The organism is Leeia speluncae (genome assembly GCF_020564625.1).
In the GTDB taxonomy this organism is placed as follows: domain Bacteria; phylum Pseudomonadota; class Gammaproteobacteria; order Burkholderiales; family Leeiaceae; genus Leeia; species Leeia speluncae.
The window spans coordinates 347,520-360,220 of record NZ_JAJBZT010000003.1 but is presented as its reverse complement, the minus strand read 5'-3'; the positions used below and the strand labels follow the sequence as shown (position 1 = coordinate 360,220).

The window sequence follows — 12,701 nt, the reverse complement described above, 5'->3', positions numbered from 1 at the left end:
ATTAATAATGTGCCATGGTTGGATCGACTTCTGAAGCCCACGCTTCCACACCACCGGTTAAATTATGAACTGGACCAAGCCCCGCATTTTCTAGATACAGTGCTACCTGATAACTACGCATGCCATGATGGCAAATTGTCACAATATCGCCTTCCTCAATATCATTTAGGCGAGAAGGAATGGTCTGCATGGGAATATTAATGCTGCCAGGAATAGCGCAAAGTGCAAATTCCCATGGTTCTCTCACGTCGATTAATTGTGGTTTGCTTTCTTTTTTTACCCATTCAGAGAGCGCTGGTGCGGTGATTGTTTGCATGTGTATATCCTTAACTAGTCGTTCATCTATAGCATAAACGGCTAATCATTTTTTGAGAATGAAAAAAAACCAGCTGCTAATCGCAAGCTGGTTTTTTGTAAGTCGCCTAAAGGCTTAGAAGCTAAAGCGTTTTGGCTGAGCCGCATTGGTTAATGGCGTCACTACGGTTTCCATAAACTGACGCTCACTCAACTTGCCATCGGCTTCTTTGGTGAATACGGTTACACGCATAATTGGCGCGTCACCAACAATCGCGAAAATTCTTCCACCACGGTTTAGCTGGTCTACAAATTGCGTTGGTAGTACAGGGACAGAACCAGAAATAACGATGATGTCGTAAGGCGCATTAGCCGCCCAACCTTGAGCGGCATCGCCAGTCTCTAAGGTCACGTTACGGATGCCGGCTTTATCTAGATTCGCTCGCGCCATTTCAGTTAGCTCTGGGTCAATGTCCACGCTATAAACGTGACGACCAAGCTTCGCTAGCAATGCAGTGGTATAACCACAGCCTGTGCCCACTTCTAGAATTTTGTCGGTTGGCTTTACCGCAACTTCTTGTACTAGACGTGCTTCGATACGTGGAGGCAAGGTACGAACATCTGCCTTGATTGGCGTTTCCATGTCAACAAATGCCAAATTGCGCCATGCTTCAGGGATGAAGTCTTCGCGCTTTACCACTAACAGTAGGTCAAGCACTTTTTCATCAAGAACCTCGGCTGGGCGAATCTGTTGCTCAACCATGTTGAAACGGGCTTGTGCCAAATCCATTGCCATACTCCGTGTCTAGGGCGTATCACCCTGTATTGTCATTTACTGGTATTGATATGAAAAAAGTCTGATCAGATGATCATTTAACATTATCCCATATTTGTGCGTTTCTGACACGTTTGACGGTAAAAGTTGAGCAAACACAGACACAACAAAAAAATTAACCCTTTTTTTTACATGGGAATCGTGTCCATTTGTACAAATTCATGGCTATAATCCCCAGCATGTTTATTCAATTAAGAAGATGATGGAAGGTTCCCCCAGTAGTAAATCGACTGTAAAAGTCAGTTGGCTAGAAAGAATTTCTGCCTTATTAATGCGAGAGCCAGAAGATAGAGAGCAATTGGTTGATCTCTTACATTCTGCTTTTGAGCGCAACTTAATGGATGCCGATGCCCTTTCCATGATAGAGGGTGTGTTACAGGTGTCTGACATGCGCGTAGTCGATATTATGGTGCCTCGTGCGCAAATTGATGCGGTGGATCTAAATGACTCTATCGAAACCTTTTTGCCCATGGTGCTGGAAACTGCCCACTCTCGTTTCCCTGTTTTCGATGGCGAAAAGGATCGCATTCAGGGCATCTTATTGGCTAAAGATTTACTCCGATATTTTGCAGATCCTGAAAAGTTTGATCTCCGAGATATGCTGCGCCCTGTTGTATTTATCCCTGAATCCAAACGCCTGAATGTGCTCTTAAAAGAGTTTCGTAGTAATCGTAACCACATGGCCATTGTGGTGGATGAATATGGTGGTGTGTCCGGTTTGGTGACCATTGAAGATGTGATCGAGCAAATTGTTGGCGATATCGAAGACGAATACGACTTTGATGAAACTGAAGACAATTTGGTTGAAGAACGTGATGGTAGTTGGCGGGTAAAGGCGGTTACTGAAATTAGTGACGCGAATGAAGTAATGCACGCACAACTTCCGAATGAACAGTTTGAAACCATTGGTGAATTAGTCGTTGATATATTTGGCTATGTACCTAAACGTGGTGAGTCTGTCTCTAAATATGGCTGGCAATTTGAAGTAGTCAGAGCCGATAGCCGCCAAGTTCATACCTTGTTAATTTCTCCTGCAGATGAGCCTACTCCTGCAGATGAGCGCGAATGAGTTTATCCCGATGGCGTGAGCGCGGCTTAGCTGCGCTCATTGGTGCCCTTTCCGTATTTACCTATGCCCCGTTTCAAATTGGCGGTGTGTCGCTTGGCTGGCTAGCGCCATTGCCACTGGCGTGGTTGTTTGCGCGTGGTTTAGTGACGCAACCTGTAACAAGATGGCAACTAACAACCGTTAGTTGGTGGTATGGTGTGGGCGCATTTGTTGCCGGCGTGCACTGGATCTCTGTCAGTCTTTCTGTTTTTGGTGGCATGCCCGCTTGGATGGCGGATACGGGGACAGTGCTATTTGCCATGTACCTCGCCTTATTCCCTATGTTGGCCGGTTTTGCCGCCAGTTGCTTGCGCTCAAAGCAGCGATGGCTAGACGTGGTTGTGTTTGCCATGATTTGGGTATTAAGCGAGTGCTTGCGCGGTTGGTTATTTACCGGATTTCCTTGGTTAGCGGTTGGTTTTAGTCAGACAGATACCGTCTTGGTCGGTTTTATTCCTGTGGGTGGTGTTCTTCTTGCTTCATTTGCTGTTGCGTTGGTGGCGGGATTGTTTGCGTTGGCATGGCTTAAAAAATCGCTAAAACCTGTTGTTTATATTGCGCTGATTTATGTGGCTGGTGCTGGGTTGTCTATTATTCAGTGGACGTCTCCAATGAAAGCGCCGCCACTAACCGTCTCTTTGCTGCAGGGAAATATTCCGCAAGATTTAAAGTGGAACCCTGAATTTGCACGGCAATCGTTAGATACGTATTTGTTGCAGTTGCAAGCATCTAAGGGGCAACTAAAAGTATTGCCAGAAACCGCGCTGCCACTATTTTACCAACGTGCCAAAACCGATATTCCTGATTTCCTAGCGCAAGTTAAAGCCATTGCCTCTGTCCCTCGTCAGGGGGTGTTAATGGGGACGCCTGAAATGGGGCGCACTTGGGATGAGTATTACAATAGTGCCGTTCTTATTCAGGGTAAGGACGTAGATCAATGGTATCGCAAAGCGCATCTTGTCCCATTGGGCGAATACTTGCCACTAAAACCGCTTACGTCTTGGTTACTCAAAGTATTGAATATTCCATTGGGGGATATGTCCTCAGGAAGCGCATATCAATCGCCAATACAATTTGGCTCGTACCGGTTGGCAGTGAATATTTGCTATGAAGATGTATTTGGCACAGAACTGATTCAAAGTGCGAAGCAAGCTAATGTCATGATTAATATGAGTAATCTTGCTTGGTTTGGAAAGACGATTGCTTTAGATCAGCACTTGCAAATTGCCCGAGTGAGAGCCATCGAAAATGGTCGGCCAATGATTCGCGCGACTAACACGGGAGCGACGGCGATTATTGATGCCAATGGGAAATTACTCTCTGCGCTTCCTTACTTTGAATCGAGCATTCTAGAGGGGCAAATACAGGGTATGGAAGGGGAAACCCCATATCAGCGTCTGGGTGGGGATCGTTGGATTTATTTGCTTATCTTAGTGCTGATTGGTCGCTACTGGTGGTTGCGTCGTGCTTAGTTGCGCTTCCGGGATGGGGTAAAAAGCGGTAAGCCAATATCAACCCAAGCCCGGCACAAATACAAAGTACGATTATTCCGACTTGCATTTGCTTTTCACTGATGGGCAACTTGGTTAGCCCAAAAATGGCAATCGGAACGAGTAGTAAGGCGAGTTCTAACACGTAGTTTGCTCAGTCACGCTTAAGTAGTGCGTTTCTTTCTCTTTCTAATTGCGCCAGAAACCGCTGCAGCTTATTTTGGATGTGGGCAAATTTCCCAACAAATTGGCAGCCCATACGATGCTGAACGGTGCCATTGCGTTGCGGCACGCTAGAGAGATTACGTACTTGAAGTGCGACATCAAATAAGCCGGCTTCTTTGAGATCTAACTGACAATCTCCAAAATTTTCCATCAGGTGGAATAATTCGGGTTCCGATACATTTAAGCACACACCACCAAGGCTTAAATCAAACATCGTAAAGCGTTGCGAACCTTTGGGTGTGCCATGAATGGTTACCCAGAAAGGATTCGCAATTGGCATTTGTAGGCGGTAGAACTCTCTACGCTGAATCTTAATTAGCGTATCTGGCAGTCTTGTGGAGAAGGCCGGTTTACCATCTAATTGAATCTGATTGATTTTGCCTGTAACAAATTGAATCTTTACACCTTCTGGAGCACAGACAAACACATTACGATCACTATCGAGCAGATGTTGGTTAACCGTTTCACTTCCGCCCCAGTCAAATATTAACTCTCCCTTTTCTGAATTAACATCCAGCAAGGTGGTTAACATGGATTCTTTTCCCTGCCGAAAATAAATGGCGAGGGTTTGCTTGCTGCGGATCAGATTACGCAGCGCATAGACGATCTCGATTGGCGTCATTAACGTGAAACGCGCCAAATCGTCTGTTGGGGCAACGGGGGTGTGATTTTCTGTCGCTTGGTTTTCTGTGTCGCTCATTACGGCTTCAACATCTTATTAACTACAGTGTGGCGATTATGTCATATTAGTTGTGATGCGGGGGAGTCAATTTGTCGCTGCTTTGTATTAGTTTTACAGGTTTCATCAAGTCGTAAAGTATTGGTCACGTATCTGTCATGATCAAAGATTAATCTTCTTTTCAAGCAAAAAGAAAAGGAGAAAAAAATGTTCTTAACTGAAGATACATTGATCCATGAGCAATTGGCTCGTGAAGTACAAAAACCACAATTAACATTATCATTGGCGTCTAGCCAAGCAGACATCGAAGATGCTCAACGTCTACGTTTTAAAGTGTTTGCAGAAGAAATGGGCGCAACGTTGCCAAATGCGGCAAGTGGCCTAGACCAAGATATTTTTGATCCTTATTGTGATCACCTACTGGTACGAGACGAACGCATTGGTCGCGTCGTTGGTACTTACCGAATTCTACGTCCAGAATCTGCAAAGCGGATTGGTGGATACTATTCTGAAACTGAATTTGATTTAACCCGTTTACAGCATTTACGCAATCAATTGGTCGAACTTGGTCGTTCTTGTGTTCACCGTGATTACCGTTCCGGTGGTGTGATTACCTTGCTGTGGGCTGGTTTGGCAGATTACATGGCCCGTCATGGTTATGATTATCTGATTGGTTGCGCAAGTATTAGCATGGCAGATGGTGGCCACGCAGCAGCTTCCATTTATCGCCAGCTGAAAGAAAAGCATTTGGCACCGGCAGAATGGCGTGTGATGCCACGTTGCCCGCTACCTTTATATGCCTTAAACCAGCATGTACTGACAGAAGTGCCGCCGCTTATTAAAGGCTATATGCGTGCAGGTGCCATGATCTGTGGTGAGCCAGCATGGGACCCTGATTTTAATACTGCAGACTTGCCACTACTATTGCCAATGTCTCGTTTAAGCCCGCGCTACGCAAAGCATTTCTTGCAAGCAAAAGTGGCGTAAGCACGGTTAATGTATCAATGAGAGACACCTGATCTGGTATTGGGTGTCTTTCTGCTTTCTAGTATTAATGACCAAATGAGTGGATACTCATATAATCAGCGCATGACTGCTACTCCTTCTTCTACTCTTCCTATTTGGCACCGTTGCTATCGAATTGCTCGTTTGGGGATTCACTTACTTTCTGGCATGTTAGAAGTACGGATTTTCTTTGGTCGCGCGTCAGAAGAGGAGCGTCGGTGGCGTATTCAGCGCTGGTCTACCAAGATGCTGAAAGTACTCGGGGTAAAGTTAGAGGTCGTGGGGGATGCCCCGTTAGCGCCGCCAAAAAATTCACTTTGGGTGGCGAATCATATTTCTTGGCTGGATGTGTTTGTCTTGAATGCCATGCTGCCGTTACAGTTTGTTGCCAAATCAGAAGTGGCCAATTGGCCTGTCATTGGTTGGATGTGTCGCCATACCGGAACATTGTTTATCGAGCGAGATAGCAAAAAAGACTTGCTGCGAGTGAATGCTTTAGTTGAAGGTGCTTTGCAGCAAGGTGGTGCGGTTGCATTTTTCCCTGAGGGGACAACTACCGATGGATCTGAGCTTAAACCGTTTGCAGCATCATTGTTTCACTCCGCTTCGGTGACGAGAGGGGACATTTACCCGGTTGCGCTTCAGTATATTCAGCCGAATGGGTGTCGTGAATTAGCGCCAGCGTATATCGATGAAGTTACCCTTATGGATACCATTTGGCAAATTGCAGGGGCAAAAGAAATTACCGCCCAAATCACGCTACTGCCACAAATGAATGCTGCTCATCTAAACCGCCGTGAACTAGCCTCAACGGCACACAAACATATTGAGGCCGTGATTCATTCTATTCCTTCTGCACCGACTCCTTCTTTAGCAATGCAGGATTAATTCGATTACTCCGTCATCAGAGGGATGGCATCGGGCAATTGGCTGCAATCTACTTGAATAATGCGTTTATCTTCCAAGCACATCGCGGTGAGTTTGCCGCCCCAAATGGCGCCCGTATCTAGTGCATAAATCGGATGATCAATTTTTAAACCGAGTGCAGACCAGTGCCCGAAGATAATGGGCGTATCTGCCGATTGTCGATTGGGGGCATCAAACCATGGGGTGAGGTTGGATGGTGCGCCTTCAATTTCCCCTTTGTATTTGAAGTCGATATCGCCGTCCTCATCCACAAAACGTAGTCTCGTCATCGCATTTACAATGACGCGCAGACGATCATCGCCTTCTAATGCATCATCCCAGTGCCCAGGCTTGTTTCCCCACAGTTTGGCTAAAAATTTTTGCCATTTCTTACCGCGTAGGGCTTTGGAAACCTCTTTGGCGAGAGAGAGGGCTTGTTTGGCTGACCACGTAGGAAGAAGCCCTGCGTGCACAATCAGATGGCCGCTTTCCATGCGTGCTAAAGGTTGTTCACGCAACCATGCCAGTAACTCTTCTCTATCAGACGCTTCTAAAATTGGGGTGATGGTGTCGTCATCACGAATTTTTGCATGGCCTTCTGATGCGGCTAATAAGAAGAGATCATGATTACCCAGAACAACCCCAGCTTTGTCACCTAGTTGGCGGATAAATCGTAACGTTTCCAACGAGCCTTGACCACGATTGACCAAGTCACCAACAAACACTAAGCGGTCTGTTTCTGGTTGCCAATTGAGTTCTGACAGTAATAATTGCAATGCACTAAAGCAACCTTGAAGGTCGCCAATGACGTAGGTGGCCATAATTTCTTATTGAATGGTTTCTGGTGCAGAAAAATAAGACGTTTGTGTCGGATGATTGCCTTGCAACAGGGCCTCAAATCCATCTGGCACTAATGGTGGCGCATAGTAATAGCCTTGGCAACTGTCGCATCCTGCTGATTTTAAGAATGACAGTTGTGCTTCCGTTTCTACACCTTCTGCAGTGACGGCCATTTTTAGGTTTTGGGCTAGGCCAAGAATGGCGCGAACAATTGCTTCATCGCCGCCGCCATGCTCAAGGTCCTTCACAAAGGACTGATCAATTTTAATGCGAGTTACGCTGAGGCGTTTGAGATAGCTAAGTGAAGAATACCCCGTGCCAAAGTCATCAATCGCAACGCCAACGCCTGCACTGGTTAATACCTCCAGCACATGCTGTGCATGTTGAGGGTCATGCATCAGCATAGTCTCGGTCAACTCAATTTCCAACAACTTGGGCGGTAAGTGATAGTAGGCAAGGGTGTCGAGAACCTGCTCTGCAAAACCATCTTGCATGAGTTGGCGTAGCGACACATTAATGGCTAGCGTTGGTGGTGTATGACCAGCAGCAATCCATTCTGCTAATTGTCGGCAACTTTCATTGAGGACAAAATTACCTAAATCCAGAATCAAGTGACTTTCTTCTGCAATTGGAATGAACTGGCCTGGCGATACTTGGCCAAGTTCTGGATCTTTCCAGCGTAGCAGCGCTTCCATGCCTTCTAACTCGCCAGAAGCGGTATTAAATTGTGGCTGGTAGCGAAGGCTTAGACGGTCGTGATTCAGTGCCGCACGCAGCCCGGATTCAATAACGAGCCGTTCGCGTGAAGCATCTAGCAAGTTTTCTCTAAACTGCTGAATATTATTTCGACCTTGTTGTTTCGCATGGTACATCGCCACATCGGCGTGCTTAATCAATGACTCTGCAGTCTTTCCATCGTCAGGATAGACACTAATCCCAATACTTGGCGTAATGTGTAGTACATGGTGATTAATTGTAAATGGATCAGAGAGGGTTTTTCTGAGGTGTTCACAAACGCGATCAATGTCTTTTGAGCTGACATTTGGCAGCAATAACACAAACTCATCTCCACCTAGTCTGGAAATGGTATCTCCCTTGCGTACATGGCTGGTTAACCGTTGGGCGACATCTTGCAATAGCAAATCGCCGACTGGGTGGCCAAGTGAATCATTGATATGCTTGAAATGGTCTAAATCAATGAATAAACATGCGAAGTTAGTTTTTTGTCGTTCGCAATTTAATAATAATTGCTCTAGCCTATCCATCATGAGTGCCCGGTTTGGAAGGCCGGTTAACAAATCATGATGGGCTAAATACTGGATGCGATCACTATCGGCTTTCCGTTGTGTCATGTCGCTTGCCAATAGGATGTAGCGGCTAGCATGCGTGTTTTCTTGTGCCATGACACAAGAGACCGACAACCAGAGCGGGAGATGGCTGCCATTTTCTTTTTGTGCAATCCATTCGCCTTGCCAAAACTGCTGAGACGCTAGCTGATCCCAGAAGAGATCTTGCTCGTTGGTAATGGTAATCGCGCTAAAAAATAATGCCGGTTTATGGATGACTTGATCTGCACGATAGCCAATCATCTGCAAGAACGCAGAGTTGGCAGACAAGATGCGCTTATCTTCATCAATAATCAAAATACCTTCATGACTCGCTTCAAATACTTGTGCCGCAAGTAGGCGCTCTTCATCTGCTTGGCGAAGTTCAGAAACATCTAATACGCTACCAATCATGCGCACTGGCTTGGCATTTTCATCCCAAGAAATCACTTTCCCGCGTGAAAATACCCATTTGGATTTGCCATTTTGCTGCAAAATGCGAAATTCGCTTTGGTAGTGATCCGTTTCACCATTCAAATACTGCTGTAAAGCGGTTTCCCATTTTTCAACATCATCTGGGTGAATGCGGTTGCGCCATAGGTAGTGCGCATCGTGAGTCACCGCTTCTGCAAAGCCCATCAGTAATTGGCAGCGGTTAGAGTAATACTCGACATTTGCTTGAATATGCCAATCCCAAATGCCTTCGCCACTACTTTCCAGTGCGTATTGCCACATGGCTTCCGCATCTCTTAATGCCATGCCTAAACGTTGACGCTCTGCATCAATCAGCCGTTTCTCTAATTCACTTTGGAGCAACTGGCGTTGATCATTAAAGAAAGACAGCAACTCACCATTAATCAATAGCGGGTTGTGCAATGTAATTAATAGCAATAAGTCCCCATCGTGTTTTTCTTTTAGCGGGATACAAATCACGGTGTAGTTTGTTGCTGGAATCGGGTAGCTACTGCAGTTTCTGCGATCAATGTACTGATCTTCACGCAAAGACATTGGCGTCTTATCGTGTTGCGTCAACATGAAGTCATATAGCCATTCGTAGCCATGATTGGTTTCTTTGGCAATGCCAGCGTGAATAGCTGCCGAAATGCTTTTTGCGCTTTTGCAGAGTTGGTACAGCACATCAGCACCGGTGCCGGACGCGCCAAATTGCTGCCGCATTCCTGCAAGCCACCGGTAAATTTCATTTCGCTGCTGCAGCAGGTTTTGCTGATAACGGCGTTCACCTTGTCTAGTCGACATGAAAAGGCTGGTTGCGATACCAACAAACATAACGATTGCCATCGGCACTTCAAAGTTGTTGATGACTAAAGGAGAAGAGAGAAAGCGCGCTGGCATGACTAAAATACCAGTGGATAATTCAATTAAGATAATCGAGTGCGCAAACCGCTTTAATCGAATAGAAGACCAAATGATCAACGGCGCAAAAATGTACATAATGGGATGTTCATCATTATTGGCGCCAAAGGTAATCGGTAAGCAAAAGACCGAGAGCGTCACTAATGATAAAAGCCAAAACTCCACATTGGTAAATGCACGTTTTAGTCGTTTGTAACTCACCATCAAAATGGGAATGGAAACGAGTAGGCTGCCTAATAGTTGCCCAAATACTACTTCTAGGAGTGGGAGCGGTACCCAATCTTGATCTGGCGGCAGAATGCCAGTTGTCATCAGTAAGAAAAATAGGGTGATGGGGATGCAAGAAAGTACGGGGATGAGTAGTACTAATGCAAAGTCTTTTCCTCTTCGTAATAAAGGATCAAAGTCTTTCTTGGATAATACGAGGTAAGATAGCCAAGAGGTGCCTGCTATTGCTGCTAAATGTAGCCCGTCGATAACGTCTTTGTCACTAGCGGCGAACCAGCTGCCCGCTAACGTGGCAAGCATCGGAAGCGTTCCCGCACGGCAAAGTAGAGCAAAGGCAATACCTGACAGTAAGACGAATTCAGCATGGTTGCCAATTTCGGTTGCGGTATGCAGGCTGATTAGGACATTTAGGAATCCCAAAGCAAAACCAGCAACGATAGCGAAGACGGTGGTTTGGCGAGTTTGCTTAACTGGATTCATCTAATAAAAACAGGTGTACGGCGTTAAAGGCGAGACTATAGACCTCTTGTGCTAGAACCGGAAGAGGTTACCAACGTGTTACAATAAAAACTTCCCTAAGGTGTATGAATTCTGCCCATGCTAGATCACTTAAATGCCCCGCAAAGAGATGCTGTTAAGTATCTAGATGGCCCATTGCTAGTGCTTGCTGGTGCTGGCAGTGGTAAAACCCGTGTGATTACGCAAAAGATCGCGTACCTCGTGCAAGAGTGTGGTATTGCCGCTAAAAATATTGCTGCGATTACCTTTACCAACAAAGCTGCACGAGAAATGCAAGAGCGTGTCGGTGGATTGATTAAAGGGAAAGAGGCCAGAGGACTCACCATTTCTACCTTTCACTCGCTTGGGCTAATCATGCTTAGGCAAGAGTGCAAGTTGCTTGGTTATAAAACCAACTTCTCTATTTTAGATTCGGCAGACGCAGCAAAGATTATCTCCGATAACTTAGCAACCACAGACAAACAACTGATTCGAAATGTGCAGAGCCAAATTTCCATGTGGAAAAATGCGCTGCTGAGTCCCGATGAGGCAATCAAAGAGGCGGGTGATGAGGCGGAAATGGTCTCTGCCAAAATTTACCGCGTTTACCAAGATACCTTGTTCGCCTATCAAGCTGTCGATTTTGATGATTTGATCCGACTGCCCGTCCGTCTTTTTGAGTCTCATGATGACGTATTAAATAAGTGGCAAGACAAACTCCGCTACTTATTAGTGGATGAGTATCAGGATACCAACGCTTGTCAGTACACCCTGCTTAAATATATTGCCGGTAGTCGTTCGCAATTTACTGCCGTGGGGGATGACGATCAGGCGATTTATGCTTGGCGCGGCGCAGATATCGAAAACTTGAAGAATCTGCAACGAGACTACCCAAAACTAAAAGTGATTAAGCTCGAGCAAAACTACCGTTCAACATCACGGGTGCTAAAAGCTGCCAACACCTTAATTGCGAATAATCCAAAGCTGTTTGAAAAAACGCTTTGGAGTGAACACGGTTTGGGTGAGCAAATTCAAATTGTGGCTACGCGAGACGAAGAAAGCGAAGCAGAAACCGTCGCACAGCGATTGTTGGCGCATAAGTTCGAACATCGAACCAAGTTTTCTGATTACGCGGTGCTATACCGTGGCAACCATCAGGCACGGGTGATCGAACAGGTTTTTAGAAACCATCGCATTCCTTATGCGATGAGTGGTGGGCAAAGTTTTTTTGATAAAGCAGAAATTAAAGATATCTTGTCTTATCTTCGTTTATTAGCGAACCCGAATGACGACCCTGCTTTTATTCGAGCCGTCACCACCCCGAAGCGTGGAATCGGCAACCAAACCTTAGAGCGGTTAGGTGCCTATGCGGCGGATAGACACATTAGCTTGTTTGATGCGGTATTTGAAAGTGGATTAGAGCACCAAATGCCCGCCAAACAATATGAATTGCTGACGATGTTCTGCCAGTTTATAAACCGAATGCAAGCAAGGGCAGAGCGCGAGCCAGCCAATGTGGTATTGCAAGATATTCTAACGGCGATTGATTACGAAACATGGCTTTTTGATAGCGAAGATGTCAAACCAGCTGAAGCCAAATGGAAAAACGTGCTCGATTTTGCCACTTGGATTAACCGTCGAAGTGAAGGTCAAGATGATGGTCCCGCGCCAACCTTAATCGAACTCGCCCAGAAGATAGCCTTAATCACTATGCTAGAAGGACGAAGTGAAGAAGAGATTGACGCTGTCAAACTGTCTACGCTGCATGCGAGTAAAGGGCTAGAGTATCCTCATGTGTTCTTGATCGGGGTCGAGGAAGATATTTTGCCACACAGAGAAAGTGTGGATACGGGCAAGCTAGAAGAGGAGCGCCGCTTAATGTATGTTGGCATTA

General features: G+C 45.8%; 9 protein-coding genes and 1 pseudogene. 5 read left to right on the top strand and 5 right to left on the bottom strand.

Annotation, left to right across the window (positions count from 1 at the left end):
* Window position 1 precedes the first annotated feature (1 nt).
* Window positions 2–316 (bottom strand): rhodanese-like domain-containing protein, encoded by a 315-nt coding sequence (locus LIN78_RS07600; protein ID WP_227180142.1) that lies wholly within the window; start codon window positions 314–316, stop codon window positions 2–4.
* A 114-nt stretch (window positions 317–430) separates the two neighbouring features.
* On the bottom strand, window positions 431–1,084 hold the full coding sequence (locus LIN78_RS07595) for a protein-L-isoaspartate O-methyltransferase family protein (protein ID WP_227180140.1): 654 nt from the start codon (window positions 1,082–1,084) through the stop codon (window positions 431–433).
* A 247-nt stretch (window positions 1,085–1,331) separates the two neighbouring features.
* Between LIN78_RS07595 and LIN78_RS07590 the strand changes: the two genes are divergently transcribed.
* Window positions 1,332–2,198: a CorC family transporter gene (locus LIN78_RS07590; protein WP_227180138.1), complete on the top strand. Its 867-nt coding sequence runs from the start codon at window positions 1,332–1,334 to the stop codon at window positions 2,196–2,198.
* Entirely contained in the window at window positions 2,195–3,709 is a 1,515-nt protein-coding gene (lnt, locus tag LIN78_RS07585; RefSeq protein WP_227180136.1) for an apolipoprotein N-acyltransferase, read from the top strand. The genes LIN78_RS07590 and lnt overlap by 4 nt, the downstream gene beginning before the upstream one ends.
* A gap of 172 nt (window positions 3,710–3,881) precedes the next feature.
* Here lnt and LIN78_RS07580 read toward each other — a convergent pair whose 3' ends face one another.
* Window positions 3,882–4,652 (bottom strand): flagellar brake protein, encoded by a 771-nt coding sequence (locus LIN78_RS07580; protein WP_227180134.1) that lies wholly within the window; start codon window positions 4,650–4,652, stop codon window positions 3,882–3,884.
* Window positions 4,653–4,838: 186 nt separating this feature from the next.
* On the opposite strand from LIN78_RS07580, the gene LIN78_RS07575 reads away from it, so the two are divergent.
* Together LIN78_RS07575 and LIN78_RS07570 are read left to right on the top strand one after the other, a co-directional pair.
* Window positions 4,839–5,618: a GNAT family N-acetyltransferase gene (locus tag LIN78_RS07575; protein WP_227180132.1), complete on the top strand. Its 780-nt coding sequence runs from the start codon at window positions 4,839–4,841 to the stop codon at window positions 5,616–5,618.
* 102 nt (window positions 5,619–5,720) lie between these two features.
* On the top strand, window positions 5,721–6,524 hold the full coding sequence (locus tag LIN78_RS07570) for a lysophospholipid acyltransferase family protein (protein ID WP_227180130.1): 804 nt from the start codon (window positions 5,721–5,723) through the stop codon (window positions 6,522–6,524).
* Between the two features lie 5 nt (window positions 6,525–6,529).
* Here the strand turns inward: LIN78_RS07570 and LIN78_RS07565 are convergent, their stop codons facing one another.
* Both LIN78_RS07565 and LIN78_RS07560 read right to left on the bottom strand, forming a co-directional pair.
* Entirely contained in the window at window positions 6,530–7,363 is an 834-nt protein-coding gene (locus LIN78_RS07565; protein ID WP_227180128.1) for a symmetrical bis(5'-nucleosyl)-tetraphosphatase, read from the bottom strand.
* Between the two features lie 6 nt (window positions 7,364–7,369).
* Complete coding sequence (locus LIN78_RS07560; protein WP_227180126.1) at window positions 7,370–10,789, bottom strand: bifunctional diguanylate cyclase/phosphodiesterase; 3,420 nt, start codon at window positions 10,787–10,789, stop codon at window positions 7,370–7,372.
* A 117-nt stretch (window positions 10,790–10,906) separates the two neighbouring features.
* Between LIN78_RS07560 and LIN78_RS07555 the strand changes: the two are divergent.
* Window positions 10,907–12,676: pseudogene (locus LIN78_RS07555) on the top strand (UvrD-helicase domain-containing protein); the annotation flags it as partial.
* Window positions 12,677–12,701: the final 25 nt, after the last annotated feature.